This is a genomic window from Aeromonas allosaccharophila (genome assembly GCF_000819685.1).
Lineage (GTDB): Bacteria > Pseudomonadota > Gammaproteobacteria > Enterobacterales > Aeromonadaceae > Aeromonas > Aeromonas allosaccharophila.
The window spans coordinates 23128-38276 of record NZ_CDBR01000095.1 but is presented as its reverse complement, the minus strand read 5'-3'; the positions used below and the strand labels follow the sequence as shown (position 1 = coordinate 38276).

The following is a 15149-nucleotide window of genomic DNA, read 5'->3' as shown; positions in this document are numbered from 1 at the left end:
CTGACGGGGGAGTTTTTCATTGCAGAAAAGTGTCTATTTTTTGCATTTTTTTGACCTATTAGACGAGGAAACCTCAGTGGAAATGAGCAAATAGCCATTACAAAACAAATATTTAATTTTTTGCTCTACTCCGGCCAGGTCAAGCTGTAAAGATTGACACTTAACGATTTAATCAAAAATAGCCATGATTGAGTTGTCGCCAAACGCGACACCATGACCCTTCTTTGTTGTAGTCATTTGGCAAACTGGTTGAAAGGCCAGGACGCAAAGCCTCCGGTCTAAAGACACTGTGTCCAGGATAGCGGGGCTGCCACACTCAGGTGTGTATTGGGGGTACACCCCAGCCAATTTGACTGCCCACATCTGTCGAACAGAGGAATGTATGGCAGCAAAAATCCAACTCAATCACATCGCCGCGGTGCTGGCCCTGCTGGCCAGCGGCAGCGCCCTGGCGCATGGCTACATCAAGCAGCCCGAGAGCCGCAACTACCTGTGCAAGACCGGCGGTAATAGCCAGTGCGGCGCAGTGCAATGGGATGCCCAGAGCGTGGAAGGCCCTTCCGGCTTCCCGCAAGCAGGCCCGCCAGACGGCCACATCGCCTCGGCGGGCAACCCCAACTGGGGCGAGCTGAACGTCCAGACCAGCGACCGCTGGACCAAGCGCGACGTACAGGCTGGCCCCTTCGCCATTCACTGGACCTTCACCGCCAACCACGTCACCCGCAATTGGCGCTATTACCTCACCAAGCAGGATTGGAATCCGAACCAGCCCCTGAGCCGCGCCGCGTTCGATCTCACCCCCTTCTGCGTGGTGGATGGCAACATGGTGCAGCCGCCCAAGCAGGTCACCCACAACTGCACCCTGCCCCAGCGCACCGGCTATCAGTTGATCCTCGGCGTATGGGAGGTAGGCGACACCGCCAACAGCTTCTACAACATCATCGATGCCAAGTTCAAAGATGGCAGCCAGCCGCCGCTGGAGTGGAGCCAGGCAGGCACCATCTACCCCTCCCTCGATCTCGCCATCGGTGACAAGGCGATGACCCGGGTCTTCGATGCCAACGGCGAGCGCCCCGAGCTGCAGACCGTGCTGACCATCGCCAATGCCGAGCAGGGCCAGAAGAACAATTGGCCCCATGCCCTGGCCAGCAAGATCAATACAGAGCAGAACCAGCTACGCGCTGGCCAGCAGAGTGCCGATGGTCAGTTCAGCCCCGTCTACGGCCAGAACCCCATCTACCTCAAGACGGGCAGCGCTCTGGAACGGGTCGAGGTCCAGCTCGAACAGCTGCAACCACCGGTGGGCAATGACATCAGCGTGAGCGGTCTGGAGAGCGAATACCTGCTCGACAACGGCAAGGTGACCCTCCATTTCACCATCAACGCACAGGGGGATCTGACCGTCACCAACACCCTCTATGACCACGGCGGCGCAGCCAAGGGTCAGTCTGCCGCCGATATCAAGGACAGCAGCCAGAGCTTCACCATGCCGCTCGCCGGGCTCAGCGCCGGTCACCACCAGCTGGTGATCAAGGCCACGGCCAAAGCAGGGGGCGATACCCTGCAGCAGACCCTGGATCTGATGTTCAAGGAGGCGAACAGTGGCGGCGACTACCAGTTTGTCTTCCCGAGCGACATCAAGTCCTACACCGCCGGCACCAAGGTGCTGCAACCGAAAAACGGCAAGGTCTATCAGTGCAAGCCCTTCCCCTACAGCGGTTACTGCGTGCAGTGGAAGAGCAGTGCCACCCAGTATGAGCCGGGTATCGGCTCCCACTGGCAGAATGCCTGGACTGAGCTGAACTAAATCACACCACGAGAAACAACAAGGGGAGCTATTGGCTCCCCTTGTTGCATCCTTTCCGACTCAAATCTGGAAGTCGATGGCGGGCTCGCTGCCCATGGCACGGGCCTGAATCTCCGCCAGCGCAAGCTCGGGGTTGCAGAGCTGGATAAACTGCCAGGCAAAATTGTGATGGAACTGCCCCTGCTTGAGGCCGATCCAGGCGGTATGCGGCGCAAACAGATGGCTGCCATCGAGCTGCACCAGCCCCTGATCCCGTTGGGCATCGAACGCCATGTCGGCCAGAATGCCGACCCCCATCTCCAGCTCGACATAGGTCTTGATGACATCGGAGTCCTGCGCGGTCAGCAGGATCTGCGGCTCGATGCCCGCCTCGGCAAAGGCCTCATCCACCCGCACCCGCCCGGTCAGCCCCGCCTGATAGGTGATGATGGGCCAGTTGGCCAGCGCCGCCAGGGTCAGCTCCCGCTCGTCAGCCAGCGGATGCTGCTCGGGCACCACGATATTGTGGTGCCAGCGGTAGTAGGGAAATGCCACCACCCCTTCGCTCTTGTCGAGCTGCTCGCTGCTGATGCCGATATCCACCTCGCCGGTCTGCACCAGCCGCACTATCTCCTCTGGGCTGCCCTGACGCAGCTCCAGCTGCACCAGCGGGAACTGCTCGCGAAACGCCTTCACCACCCGCGGCAGCGCATAGCGCGCCTGGGTATGGGTGGTCGCCACCAGCAAGCGGCCAGAGTCGCGGTTGGCAAAGGTGCTGGCCAGTTTGCGGATGTTGTTGGCGTCATTGAGGATGCGCTCGACAATCACCAGCAGCTCCTTGCCGGGCTCGGTCATGCCGAGCAGCCGCTTGCCGTAGCGGATAAATAGCTCGACGCCAAGCTCCTCTTCCAGCTCGCGGATATGGCGGCTCACCCCGGATTGGGAAGTAAAGAGCGCGTTGGCCACCTCGGTCAGGTTGTAATCCCGCAGCGCCGCCTCCCGGATAATACGTAACTGCTGAAAGTTCACCTCATCGCCTCCTGCGAAGGGTGGCGACACTGCTTGGTCAACACCCTCATTTTTTGTTATATGGCAGGGATCATGCCCGGCTAACAGCCTGAACCGGGCGGCCACACCGCCCGCAACACAGCATCAAATCTGGTAGTCGGGATAGAACTGCGCCTGTCTGGCCACCAGCTTCACCCCCTGACCCGGCGCAAACAGCCTGGCCGCCTCCTTGGTCAGCTCCGCCTCATAGTGGGCCCCTTTGGTCTCGCCATCGCCACGCAGCTCCACCCGAATGCGCGGCCCCATGGGCAGCAGGCGGGTGATGGTGGCGCGGATCCCGCCGGGTGCATCGGCTGGCAGGATCTCCAGCTCATGAGGGCGGACATAGGCGATGGCGGCACTGCCGTTAGCAAGATGAGAGGCCGACGGCCCGCCGAGCAGCTGCTCGCCGATGCCGAATCCCTGCTCCGCCACCCGACCACGGAACTGGTTCACGCTGCCAAGGAAGCTGTGGACGAAAGAGCTGGCAGGCTGATCGTAAACCTCGGCTGGTGTGCCGATCTGCTCGACCCGGCCGGCATTCATCAGCACCACCCGATCCGCAACCTCCAGCGCCTCCTCCTGATCGTGGGTCACGAACAGGCTGGCGACATGCAGCTCGTCGTGCAGTTCGCGCAACCAGCGGCGCAGCTCCTTGCGCACCTGGGCATCGAGGGCGCCGAAGGGCTCGTCCAGCAGCAGCACCTTGGGCTGTACCGCCAGCGCGCGGGCCAACGCGACCCGCTGACGCTGACCGCCGGAGAGCTGGGTCGGGTAGCGCTCGGCCACATGGCTGAGCTGCACCAGATCCAGCAGCGCCTTGACCCGGGCGCGGATCGCCGCCTCGGCCGGGCGCTCACTGCGCGGTTTGACCCGCAGGCCAAAGGCTACGTTTTCGAACACCGTCATATGGCGAAACAGGGCGTAGTGCTGGAACACGAAGCCGACGTTGCGCTCGCGCACATGGAGATCCGAGGCGTCCTCACCCCGGGTGATGACGCTGCCACTGTCGGCCTGCTCCAGCCCGGCAATGATCCGCAGCAGCGTGGTCTTGCCGCAGCCAGAGGGGCCAAGCAGCGCCACCAGCTCACCGTCGTGAAAATCGAGGTTGATGTCTGCCAGCGCCGCGTACTGATTGAAATGCTTGTTGAGTTGTTGAACCTGAATGCTCATGGCTGCCTCTTTAAAACGGTGATTCAGTGAGATTTGGTGGGCTGGGCACGCAGCCGGGCCAACAGGGTTTCCCCCAGCAGGGTGAAGATCCCGAACAGGGCCAGCAGGCTGGCCACCGCGAAGGCGGCGCCGGTCTGGTACTCGTTGTAGAGGATCTCGATATGCAGCGGCAGGGTGTTGGTCTGGCCGCGAATATGGCCGGAGACCACCGACACGGCGCCAAACTCCCCCACCGCCCGAGCGGTACAGAGCAGCAGGCCATACATCAGGCTCCAGCGGATGCCGGGCAGGGTGACGCGCCAGAACATCTGCAAACCGCTCGCCCCCAGCATGATGGCGGCCTCCTCCTCTTCCGGGCCGCGCGCCTCCATCTGGGGCAGCAGCTCGCGCACCACGAACGGCACGGTAATGAAGATGGTGGCCAGAATGATCCCCGGCGTCGCGAAGATGATCTTGATATCGTGCTCGCTCAGCCAGTCGCCAAACCAGCCGCGGCTGCCAAACAGCAGCACCAGCATCAGACCGGCGATCACCGGCGACACCGAGAACGGCAGATCGATGAGGGTGATCAGCAGCTGACGACCGGGGAAGCGGAAACGGGCGATGGCCCATGCAGCGGCAATCCCGAACAGCAGGTTGAGGGGCACGGCAAACAGGGTCACCAGTGCGGTGAGGCCAAGGGCACTCAGGGCATCCGGTTCACTGATGGCGTGCCAGAAGAAGGCGAGCCCAGGGCTCAGCGCCTGAATAAAGACGGTGGCCAACGGCAGCAACAGCAGGGCGGCAAACCAACCGAGACCCACCGAGATCAGCAGCCATTTGACCCACTGGGGTTCACGGATCACGACCGGCGCCTTGCGAACGGAGGCGGCCGCCACCGGGGCCACCTCAATGGCGATAGCAGATGAACTCATATCCGGCTCCCTCCGATGCGAGACCAGCTCCAGGCCTGCAACTTGTTGATTAGCAGTAACAAAATGAACGAAATCAGCAGCATCACCACGGCGATGGCGGAGGCACCGGCGTAGTCGTACTCCTCCAGATGGCTCATGATCATCAGCGGGGCGATTTCGGAGACCATCGGCAAGTTGCCGGCGATAAAGATGACGGAGCCGTACTCCCCCACCCCGCGGGCGAATGCCAGCGCAAAGCCGGTGAGCAGGGCCGGGATCAGGGTCGGCCACAGCACCCGCAGGAAGGTCTGCCAGCGATCGGCGCCGAGGCTGGCTGCTGCCTCTTCCTGCTCGCTCTCGGCTTCGCGCAGTACCGGTTGCAGGGTACGCACCACAAAGGGCAGGCCGATAAAGGTGAGCGCAATCACTACGCCGATGGGGTTGTAGGCGAGCTGGATGCCGAACGGCGCCAGGAGCTGGCCGATCCAGCCGTTGGGAGCGAAGATGGCGCACAGGGCGATGCCGGAGACGGCGGTCGGCATGGCAAACGGCAGGTCGATCAGCGCATCCACCAACCGACGACCAGGGAAGGTATAGCGCACCAGGATCCAGGCCAGGATCAGGCCAAACAGGCTGTTGAGCAGTGCCGCGATAAAGGCCGCGCCGAAGCTCAGGCGAAAGGAGGCGAGCACCCGGGGTGAACCGATCACCTGCCAGAACTCGGCGGCGGTGAGGTTGTTGACCGCAAACAGCACCAGTGCCGAGAGCGGCAACAGCACCAGCAGGCCCAGATAGAGCAGGCTGAACCCCAACGTGGGGCCAAAACCGGGCAGGACAGAATAAGAACCAAATCGCATAACACATCCATCTGTTATGAAGAAGTTTCGATATGGTGATTCTGCGCACTCTTCCAATCAGCAACAAACATCGTTTGCGACTTTGCTAATCACTTTTTTGTCTAACAACGGTAGGACAAGGCTTTTAGAGCGATCCAAATAAAAAAAGGTCTTTTATATAAATAAAAGACCTAAGAAATGGAGCAATACGGAGCGGAGCATTCAAAGAACGGGAGGCGTGGAGCCGCCAACGAACAGCGTGTTCGCCAACCCTCCAACCACGTCACAGATAACTAGCGAAAACCGAGCTCGACCGGCCGGGGCGAAGCCACCTTGACCGGCGTCACCACCAGCTCGCCACGGCGATAGAGAGCACCCAGCAAATGCAGCCCCTGATGCCAATCCCCATGACCGGACTGGGCATTGATATGGCCCGCCTCACCGGCATCGAACAGCGGCACCTGCCACTGACGACTCCAGTATTCGGCCCGTTCATAGCTCATCCAGGGATCATTGCGGCTGGCCACCAGCTGGGCCGATACCTGCAGCGGCCCGGCCAATACCTCATCCGCAATGCCAAAACGGGCGGGATCGGCGGGCGCCACCAGAAAGATCGAGGCGACTTTCTCCGGCTGCAAGCGGGCCGCCGCGATGGCGGTCAGCGCACCGAAGGAGTGGGCCACCAGATGGACCCGGCTACGGCGACTCTTCAGCTTGCTCGCCAGTTTGGCACTCCAGACCCTGAGGTCCGGCTTGTCCCACGGCAGCCCGGTCATCCGCTGCCAGTGGGGAAAGTGATCGTGCCAGCGGCTCTGCCAGTGATCCGGCCCGCTGTTGTGCAGACCGGGAACCAGGAGGATCTTGTTCATCTTGGTGCTCCTATCGGCTGGCACAGGGGCCAGTGCTAAAGATGGGATAAGTGCTGGTCAGCCTCAGCCACCCGGTTGATAGATCAGGTCAAACAGACCGCCCTGGGCGAAGTGTTTCTTCTGGGCCTTCTCCCAATCCCCTTCCAGATCCTTGACGGTAAAGAGGGCAAGTTTCGGGAACTGCGCCGCCGTCTCCTTCAGGATCGCCGGGTTGCTGGGGCGATAGTGATGCTTGGCGACAATATGCTGCCCCTCGTCAGAGTAGAGATAATCGAGATAGGCCTTGGAGACCGCCTCGGTACCGTGCTTCCTGGCCACCTTGTCCACCACCGCAACCGGCGGCTCCGCCAGAATGGAGACCGAAGGCACCACCAGCTCGAACTTGTCGCTGGCACCCGCCTGACCGAGCACCAGCAGGGCTTCGTTCTCCCACGCCAGCAGCACGTCACCAAGACCGCGCTCGGTAAAACTGGTGGTGGCGCCGCGAGCGCCGGAGTCCAGCACTTTCACGTTCTTGAAGAGATCGCCAACAAACTGCTTGGCCCCCTCTTCACTGCCACTCTTCTTCAGGGCGTAACCCCAGGCGGCCAGATAGTTCCAGCGGGCACCGCCGGAGGTCTTGGGGTTGGGGGTGACGATGGCGACATCCTTGCGCACCAGATCGTCCCAATCCTTGATCTGCTTGGGATTACCCTTGCGCACCAGGAAGACGATGGTGGAGGTATAGGGCGCCGCATTGTTGTCAAGGCGGCTCTGCCAGTCGGCGGCGGTCAATCCCGCCTTAGCGACGGCATTGACGTCGTAGGCCAGCGCCAGCGACACCACGTCGGCCTCCAGTCCATCCACCACGGCGCGGGCCTGTTTGCCGGAGCCACCGTGAGACTGGCTCACCACCACGTCGTCGCCGGTCTTCGCCTTCCACTCCTTGGCAAAGGCGGCGTTGTACTCCTGAAACAGCTCGCGGGTCGGATCGTAAGAGACGTTGAGCAAACGGATCTCGGCGGCATTGGCCTGGCCAAATGCCAGCAGGGAGAGCAGGGTCAGTGCGGTCATTCGCAGTTTCATGGTGATTCTCCATATCTTGTTGGGTTGAGAACAGCATGCCGTGGAGTTGTTATGCCCAGAAGGAAGAAATAACTCTTTGCTTATCTCTTTTGCTCATATCTACCACTCACCCGCACCGGGAGCCGGACGCAGACTCTGTGAGCCATGCCCCTCTGCCTCCTTACGCCCTGTGCCATCATGGGATCAGGCAGCAACAACGCGAAAAGGAATCCGCCATGTGGATCAATGCCGAACCCGTCAACGGAGCCCTGGTCTCGCTGGCCATCGGTCTTATCATCGGGCTGGAGCGGGGCTGGCAGGTGCGCCAGCTGGGGGATAACCAGCGCATCGCCGGGATGCGGACCTACGGCCTCATCGGCCTGCTCGGCGGGGTATGCGGTTTGCTGTTGCCGACTCTGGGCCCCTGGCTGCCGCTGCTCGGCTTGCTGGCGGTGGTGACCGGCTGCGGCCTCTCGGTCTGGCTGGCCCAGCGCTGGCAAGGGGAGTTCGGCCTCACCAGCTCGGTGGCCATGCTGCTCACCTACCTGCTAGGCCTGATGTCAGTGCTGCTCAGCCCGAGCGAAGCGGTCGCCTGCGCCGTGCTGGCCGCCCTGTTGATGGGCTTGAAGGGGCAGATCCAGCAGGGGATGCTGTTTCTGAGCGAAACCGAGTTCCACGCTACTCTGCGTTTTCTGCTTATCTCGCTGGTGCTGCTGCCGGTGCTGCCCAACGAGGAGATGGGGCCCCTCGATGCCTTTAACCCCTTCAAGATCTGGCTGATGGTGGTGGTGATCGCCGGCATCTCGTTTTGTGGCCACTTCGCAGTGCGGCTGCTCGGCACCCGCTCCGGGCTGGTGCTCACCAGCATACTAGCCGGGCTGGCCTCCTCCACCGCCCTCACATTGCAGTTTGCCCGCCTCAACAAGGAGCAGGGCGGGCTGGAGCGGCTGCTGGCCACCGGCATCCTGCTGGCAGGGGCCACCATGTGGTTGCGGTTGCTGGTGCTGGTGCTGCTCATTCACAGCGAACTGGCTATGCGCCTCGTCGTCCCCCTGCTACTGCTGGCCACCACTGTCTACGGCTTTGCCTTCTGGTTCTGGCGTCAGCGCGAGGAGCTGACCGATGGCCCGGTGAAACCGGAAACCAGCAACCCGCTCGATCTCGCCACCGCCATCAAGTTCGGCCTGCTGCTGGCGCTGATCGGCTTTATGGCCACCCTGCTGCAAGACAAGGTGGGCAACTCCGGGGTCTATCTGCTGGCGCTGGTGTCGGGGATCACCGACGTGGACGCCATCACGCTGTCGCTCTCCCAGCTCTCCCACAAGGAGCTGGCGCTGGAGGTGGCGGCCCGCGGCATCCTGCTGGCCGGGCTGGTCAACTCGCTGGTGAAGGGGTTGCTGGCCCTCGGCATTGGCGGCCGTAGTCTCGGGCTGCGGGTGCTGCTGCCCTACTTCGTCTCGGCCCTGCTGATCCTGCCCCTTATCTGGCCCGCAGATTGACCGGGATCACCTGCCAGAAGTGACAGACTGACGCCTCTCGCGCTTGTCACGTATACTGCCCCCTCTTGCAGCATGAGGAGGTAGCAATGGCGAGCGACTGGGACAAGGTACTGGCTGGCGGGGCACTGGATAGCCAGAGCGAGGAGATAGCCAACGACCGGATCCGCGGTCAGGCGCTGCTGGCCCGGCTCAATGGTTCATCGGCGGGCGATGGCCCTCTGCGCCAGCAGATCTGCCGCGAGCTGTTCGGCCACTGCCCCGATTCCTGCTGGATCAGCACGCCCTTCACCTGCGAATTCGGCCGCAACATTCATATCGGCGAGAAGACCTTCTTCAACTTCAACGTCACCATTCTCGACGTGGGAGAAGTGCACATCGGCAGCCATGTGCTGCTGGCCCCCAACGTGCAGATCTACACCGCCACCCACACCATGAACTATCTGGAACGACGCAACTGGACTGCCTACAACAAGCCGGTACGGATCGGCGATGACTGCTGGATTGGCGGCGGCGCCATCATCTGCCCCGGCGTCACCATAGGGCCTCGCTCCATCATTGGCGCCGGCGCCGTGGTCACCCGCGACATCCCGGCCGACTCGGTGGCGGTGGGCAATCCGGCCAGGGTGATCCGCACCCTCAAGCAGGACGAGGAGCGCTGCTGGGAGCTGGCCCAGTGATGGCGCTGGCACTGCTGCCACTGGGCGCCGCCCTCTGGCTCGGCCTCGGCGAACAGCAGTGGTGGCCGCTGGCCGTGTTGCTCTTCATGAGTCTGCTCACGGTCGCCGCCTACGCCTGGGACAAGCGGCAGGCGGTACGGGGTGAGTGGCGCATTCCCGAATCGAGGCTCCATCTGCTGGAGCTGTGCGGCGGCTGGCCGGGGGCGCTGGTTGCCCGCCAGTGGCTGCGCCACAAGACCCAGAAGCGCAGCTACCGGCTGGTCTTCTGGTTTATCGTGCTGCTGCACCTCACCCTGTGGGCGCTCTGGCTTGGCCGCCCCCTCTGGCAACAATAGCCACCCGAGTAACAAAATTGTGGCTTGGCCGCCCCCTCTGGCAGCAATAGCCAACTGCATCACAAAGGCGAAACGGGCCCCATTGCGGCCAATTGGCGGCTGTGAGAAAACAGAACGGATCCCATCAGCGTTTTTGCCGTTTATAGACGACAAGGAGTCGTGACATGACCATGTGGACAGGCATAGTCCTGATCGTATTTATCAGCGTATTGTTCGGATATCTCGGCAAGCGGGCCCGCTATCAGATGGGGGATGCCCGCATCACCGACCGCCTCGGAAAGCAGGATCTGGTCATTCGGGAGCTGCAGGAGCGGGTCGCCAATCTGGAGGCGATCGTCATCGAAGAGGAGAAGCGGCGCCCGTTTCGGGAGCTGTGATTTTTTCACCGCCAGGTTTCAGATACTGAGAGGGCTGCACGATGCAGCCCTCTCTCGTTTCAGCAGACTCAGATTGCCAGCGGCAGCAACTCGGCATAGTCGCGGATCGCCGGAAAAGCGGTGATGCTCTGCTCCGGCTTGCAGCTATCCGGATTCTGGATCGCCAGCTGATAGCCGATACCATAGTCGGCGGCGGCCCGCAGGATCCGCTCGCTGTCATCCACAAATAGGGTGCGGGCCGGATCGAACGCCAGCCGCTCGGCCAGCGCCTGCCAGCAGTGCTGGCTCTCCTTCGACCAGCCCAGTTCGTGGGTACTCACCATCAGATCCAGATGCTCGGCAAGGCCAAGCTGCGCATCCTTCACCGACAGGCTGGCGGGGTGGGCGTTGGTGAAAAGCACCAGCTGCTTGCCCGCGGCACGCAACTCGGCCAGAAAAGGGATGGCATGGGGACGCCACTGGATCTTCGCCAGCAGCTCCTGCTTGAGAGCACGAATGTCGAGCCCCAGGGTCTCGCTCCAGTAATCCACGCAGTACCAGTTGAGGGTGCCGTTGACGGCGTGATAGTGGACGTCGATCTGCGCTTTGGCTTCATCCAGCGGCAGACCGAGCCGCTCGGCGTAACGCTCCGGCACCAGCTGCTGCCAGAGGTGGTTGTCAAAATGCAGATCGATCAGGGTGCCATCCATATCGAGCAAGACGGTATTTATCTGGTGCCAGGGCAAGGTGATGGAGCGGGAGTGTGGCATCGGGCCTCTTGATCGCGGATCTCGGAAAACGGGGCGGCAGTATAACGGATTTTTCCTCCCCCTTTGCCATCCCTGGCCCGTGGTGTTCGGTGTGAGAGTCGTTTACTCTTGAAGCACGATTTTTTAACGAGCAGCCAGCGTCCGATGAGCGACCCCCACAAGAGCAAACCCGAGCACATCTCAGCCGACCAACTGGATCACCCCAAGAGCAAACCGGAGATCCTCAAGGCCGATATCGTGGCCGAGAGCCGACTGTTCAAGGTGGAATCGCTACACCTCAAATTCTCTAACGGCGAAGAGCGGGTCTACGAGCGGATGCGCGGCGGCAACCGGGGCGCCGTCATGGTGGTGCCGCTGTTCGATGCCCACACCCTGCTGCTGGTGCGCGAATACGCGGCGGGCACCCACTCCTATGAGCTGGGCTTTCCCAAGGGGCTGATCGACCCGGGCGAGAATGCCTTCGAGGCGGGCAACCGGGAGCTGATGGAAGAAGCGGGCTTTGGCGCCAATAACCTGACCCTGCTCAAGCAGGTGTCGCTGGCGCCCGGTTACTTCTCCAGCCGGATGGATATCCTGCTGGCCCGGGATCTCTTCCCCGAGCAGCGGATCGGCGACGAGCCGGAGCCCCTCGAGGTGATCCCCTGGCCGCTGAACCGGATCGACGAATTGCTGGCACGGCCCGACTTCACCGAGTCGCGCAGCATCAGTGCCCTGCTCTTGGCCCAGAAGTGGCTGGCGGAGCAGGCAGAGTAGCCCGCAGACGGGCAGTTAACAGACAGAGGATAACGAGATGCAGGAGTTGTTGGCCTGGGTGCCGGGGGTCAAGGAGATTGCCCGCGAAGCCGGAAGGATCCTTCACGACATCTATCACGGCGGTCAGTTCGAGCGTCAGCTGAAGGAGGATGCGACCCCGGTCACCAGTGCCGATCTTGCTGCCGATGCCTACCTCAAGCAGGCGCTCTCGGCGCTCACCCCCCATGTGCCGGTGCTGACCGAAGAGGCGGCCGACATCCCCTTCAGCCAGCGCGCCAACTGGCGGCAGTACTGGCTGGTGGATCCCCTCGACGGCACTGGCGAATTTATCGCGGGCAGCGGCGACTTCGCCACCCTGATCGCCCTGGTGCGGGACAATGTGCCGGTGCTCGGGGTCATCTACGCCCCCGAGTCCAACGTGCTCTACTGGGCGGTGCGCGGCTACGGCGCCTTCAAGGAGGTAAATGGTGAGGTATTGCCCATCAGCGCCACGCACCACGAGCATGACCAACCCGACTCGCTGGTGGTGGCCATCAGCCGCCGCCAGAAGCTGGAGAACCTCACCCGCCGCCTCAACCCGGCCATCAACTACGAGCTGATCCCGCTGGGTTCCAGCTCCCTCAAATCCTGTCTGGTGGCGGAAGGGGCAGCCGATTGCTACGTGCGGCTCGGCCCCACCGGCGAGTGGGATACCGCCGCCGCCCAGTGCATCGTCGAGGCGGCCGGTGGCCGCATCCTCAGCCTGGCGTTGCAGCCGCTCAGTTACAACGAAACCGAGTCGCTGGAGAACCCGGACTTTATCGTGATGGGAGATCCGGATCTCGCCTGGGGCAGCATTCTGGCTCACTAGACGGATAGCGATGTCACCACACCAGACAAGCAGGCGGCCCGATGGCCGCCTGCTTTTTCAGAGTCGTTGTCCGGGGTGATGACTGGTGTGATCCGCTACCTGAGGCGCTTTTGAACAGCGTGATACGCTGGCAAAGCAGCAAAATGATAGTGAAACATCACAATCGGTCGGTGAGAAATGGTGCTATTTTTCATGTAATCCTGAAAACACCTAATTAGCCAAAATAAAAAAATGAGACCAGATCAAATTTTGGTTTTATATTTTGCAAAATAGATGAATTTCAGTTTTGTTGCATTCCGTGTTCCAGATTCCATTCCCAATCTCACTGGCTAAAGCCTGCAATGGCAGTGATATGTTTCAGTCTCGCTTTTTGAGAATTAAATCCCGATAAACCACAATGAACTCAGATTAAAACACTGACAAAAAGTGAATTAGTAATGAGTTTATCTGTAGAGGCGACCAAGGAGCTATCCGGTTCCTGCTCCACCACGGCCAGCACCACCCGCTGGCGCCGTCACGACACCCACTGGGTTATCAGTCTGTTTGGTACCGCCGTTGGCGCTGGCATCCTGTTCCTGCCCATCAATCTGGGTCTGGGCGGGATCTGGCCCCTCGTCATCGTCGCGGTACTGGCGGGCCCCATGACCTTCCTCGCCCACCGCGGGCTGGCGCGCTTCGTGCTCTCCTCTTCACGTCCCCACGCCGACTTCACCGAAGTGGCGGAGGAGCATTTCGGCAAGATGGCCGGTCGCCTCATCTCGGCGCTCTACTTCCTTTCCATCTTCCCGATCCTGCTCATCTACGGGGTCGGACTGACCAACACGGTGGAGAGCTTCATGGTCAACCAGCTCGGCATGGCGGCTCCGGATCGGGTGATGCTCTCCGGCGTGCTGGTGTTCGCCATGATCGCCGTGATGCTGGCGGGTGAGAAAGCGATGCTGCGCGCCTTCGCCTTTATGGTCTATCCGCTGGCGGCCATTCTGGCGGCGCTCTCCTGCTACCTCATTCCCCAGTGGCAGTGGCCGGAAGTGACCGCGTTTGAAGGGGTCAGCTTCCTCAATACCGTCTGGCTGGCGCTGCCGGTCACCGTGTTCGCCTTCAGCCACGCCGCCGCCATCTCCGGCTTTGCCAACGTGCAGCGCCGTGAATATGGCGAGCAGGCAGAAGCCAAGAGCGGCCTGATCCTGCGCAACACCACAGTGATGCTGGTGGGATTCGTGCTGTTCTTCGTCTTCTCCTGCGTGCTGAGCCTCTCGCCAGCCCAGCTGGCTGAAGCCAAGGCGCAGAACGTCTCGGTACTCTCCTATCTCGCCAACATCACCGACAACCCGGTGATCGTGACTCTGGGGCCGCTGATCGCCTTTATCGCCATCAGCTCCTCCTTCCTCGGCCACTTCCTCGGTGCCCGCGAAAGCCTGAAAAGCCTGATCGCCAAGCCCAACGGCCTGCCGCAGGCAAAGGCGGACAAGCTGGGCATCGCCCTGATGTTCTTCGCCATCTGGGGCGCCGCCGTGATCAACCCGGGGATCCTCGGCCTGATGGAGACCCTCTCCGGCCCGGTCATTGCCATGATCCTGTTCATCATGCCGGTCATTGCGATCTACAAGGTGGAGGCGCTGGCCCGCTTCCGTCATGGCTGGACCAACGGCTTTATCCTGCTGACCGGTTCGCTGGCGGTATCGGCGCTGATCTTCAGCCTGCTGAAATAACCACAGCCCCGTAAACGGGGCTGCTGAAACGACAAGAGGCGACCCCAGGGTCGCCTCTTGTGCATGGCAAATAGCTTACTCTTTGTCGAAATCTTCGATCTCTTTGCCCAGCGCTTCCATGATGGCGCGCGCTTCGGCGGGGACGCTGTCCGGATGATCCTTGCGCAAGTCTTCGTCGCAAGGGAGCGGCTGACCGGTGAAAGCGTGCAGGAAGGCTTCACAGAGCAGCTCGCTGTTGGTCGCATGACGCAGGTTGTTCACCTGACGGCGGGTGCGCTCATCGGTCAACACTTTCAACACCTTGAGCGGGATCGAGACGGTAATCTTCTTGACCTGTTCGCTCTTCTTACCGTGTTCCGCGTAGGGGCTGACGTAGTCGCCGTTCCACTCTGTTCCCATGACTCACCTGTTCTCATTTAGCCGTGAGCGCGGATTTTAACCCTTAAGGAAATTAATGGCAATCCAACAGCAAAGCCATTTAGACGTCTGGAAGTGTTGACGGCTTTTTTGTGCTGGCGTAAGGTGGTTCACCATAGGCCAGTAATGGCAGGA

The 15149-nt window shown here is 61.4% G+C and carries 16 protein-coding genes and 1 riboswitch; of the genes, 8 read left to right on the top strand and 8 right to left on the bottom strand.

What is annotated here, in order from left to right; translation table 11 throughout:
* Positions 1 to 229 precede the first annotated feature (229 nt).
* A riboswitch (cyclic di-GMP riboswitch) is annotated at positions 230 to 315 on the top strand.
* Between the two features lie 67 nt (positions 316 to 382).
* Complete coding sequence (gene gbpA / locus BN1115_RS16950; RefSeq protein ID WP_042658068.1) at positions 383 to 1807, top strand: N-acetylglucosamine-binding protein GbpA; 1425 nt, start codon at positions 383 to 385, stop codon at positions 1805 to 1807.
* A gap of 60 nt (positions 1808 to 1867) precedes the next feature.
* Here the strand turns inward: gbpA and cbl are convergent, their stop codons facing one another.
* The 6 genes from cbl to BN1115_RS16920 form a co-directional block, all read right to left on the bottom strand.
* Complete coding sequence (gene cbl, locus BN1115_RS16945) at positions 1868 to 2815, bottom strand: HTH-type transcriptional regulator Cbl (protein ID WP_042658067.1); 948 nt, start codon at positions 2813 to 2815, stop codon at positions 1868 to 1870.
* A gap of 123 nt (positions 2816 to 2938) precedes the next feature.
* Positions 2939 to 4006 carry a sulfate/molybdate ABC transporter ATP-binding protein gene (locus BN1115_RS16940; RefSeq protein WP_042658066.1) on the bottom strand — a complete coding sequence of 356 codons (1068 nt, stop codon included), beginning with the start codon at positions 4004 to 4006 and terminating at the stop codon, positions 2939 to 2941.
* A 23-nt stretch (positions 4007 to 4029) separates the two neighbouring features.
* Complete coding sequence (cysW, locus tag BN1115_RS16935; protein WP_042658065.1) at positions 4030 to 4920, bottom strand: sulfate ABC transporter permease subunit CysW; 891 nt, start codon at positions 4918 to 4920, stop codon at positions 4030 to 4032.
* Entirely contained in the window at positions 4917 to 5756 is an 840-nt protein-coding gene (gene cysT, locus BN1115_RS16930) for a sulfate ABC transporter permease subunit CysT (RefSeq protein ID WP_042658064.1), read from the bottom strand. Before cysT ends, cysW begins: the two co-directional genes overlap by 4 nt.
* Before the next feature lie 272 nt (positions 5757 to 6028).
* Positions 6029 to 6604, bottom strand: coding sequence for an RBBP9/YdeN family alpha/beta hydrolase (locus BN1115_RS16925; RefSeq protein WP_042658063.1), 576 nt, complete (start codon positions 6602 to 6604; stop codon positions 6029 to 6031).
* 63 nt (positions 6605 to 6667) lie between these two features.
* The gene (locus BN1115_RS16920) at positions 6668 to 7669 is read right to left on the bottom strand and encodes a sulfate ABC transporter substrate-binding protein (protein WP_042658062.1); all 1002 of its coding nucleotides are present in this window, start codon (positions 7667 to 7669) and stop codon (positions 6668 to 6670) included.
* 215 nt (positions 7670 to 7884) lie between these two features.
* Here BN1115_RS16920 and BN1115_RS16915 point away from each other — a divergent pair, with 215 nt between their 5' ends.
* The 4 genes from BN1115_RS16915 (at position 7885) to BN1115_RS16900 (ending at position 10536) form a co-directional block, all read left to right on the top strand.
* Complete coding sequence (locus BN1115_RS16915; protein ID WP_042658061.1) at positions 7885 to 9147, top strand: MgtC/SapB family protein; 1263 nt, start codon at positions 7885 to 7887, stop codon at positions 9145 to 9147.
* An 86-nt stretch (positions 9148 to 9233) separates the two neighbouring features.
* Entirely contained in the window at positions 9234 to 9824 is a 591-nt protein-coding gene (locus tag BN1115_RS16910) for a sugar O-acetyltransferase (RefSeq protein WP_042658060.1), read from the top strand.
* Positions 9821 to 10159: a DUF1294 domain-containing protein gene (locus BN1115_RS16905; protein WP_042658059.1), complete on the top strand. Its 339-nt coding sequence runs from the start codon at positions 9821 to 9823 to the stop codon at positions 10157 to 10159. The genes BN1115_RS16910 and BN1115_RS16905 overlap by 4 nt, the downstream gene beginning before the upstream one ends.
* 164 nt (positions 10160 to 10323) lie before the next feature.
* Positions 10324 to 10536 carry a hypothetical protein gene (locus tag BN1115_RS16900; protein WP_005348798.1) on the top strand — a complete coding sequence of 71 codons (213 nt, stop codon included), beginning with the start codon at positions 10324 to 10326 and terminating at the stop codon, positions 10534 to 10536.
* Between the two features lie 68 nt (positions 10537 to 10604).
* Here the strand turns inward: BN1115_RS16900 and yrfG are convergent, their stop codons facing one another.
* Entirely contained in the window at positions 10605 to 11285 is a 681-nt protein-coding gene (yrfG, locus tag BN1115_RS16895; RefSeq protein ID WP_042658058.1) for a GMP/IMP nucleotidase, read from the bottom strand.
* A 144-nt stretch (positions 11286 to 11429) separates the two neighbouring features.
* Between yrfG and nudE the strand changes: the two genes are divergently transcribed.
* The 3 genes from nudE (at position 11430) to BN1115_RS16880 (ending at position 14597) form a co-directional block, all read left to right on the top strand.
* Positions 11430 to 12038 carry an ADP compounds hydrolase NudE gene (gene nudE, locus BN1115_RS16890; RefSeq protein WP_042059576.1) on the top strand — a complete coding sequence of 203 codons (609 nt, stop codon included), beginning with the start codon at positions 11430 to 11432 and terminating at the stop codon, positions 12036 to 12038.
* Positions 12039 to 12075: 37 nt separating this feature from the next.
* A complete protein-coding gene (gene cysQ / locus BN1115_RS16885) occupies positions 12076 to 12888 on the top strand; it encodes a 3'(2'),5'-bisphosphate nucleotidase CysQ (RefSeq protein ID WP_042658057.1) in 813 nt (270 codons plus the stop codon).
* A 437-nt stretch (positions 12889 to 13325) separates the two neighbouring features.
* Positions 13326 to 14597, top strand: a complete 1272-nt coding sequence (locus tag BN1115_RS16880; protein WP_042658056.1) for an aromatic amino acid transport family protein — start codon at positions 13326 to 13328, stop codon at positions 14595 to 14597.
* 75 nt (positions 14598 to 14672) lie between these two features.
* Here the strand turns inward: BN1115_RS16880 and metJ are convergent, their stop codons facing one another.
* A complete protein-coding gene (gene metJ / locus BN1115_RS16875) occupies positions 14673 to 14996 on the bottom strand; it encodes a met regulon transcriptional regulator MetJ (protein WP_005343046.1) in 324 nt (107 codons plus the stop codon).
* Positions 14997 to 15149 lie beyond the last annotated feature (153 nt).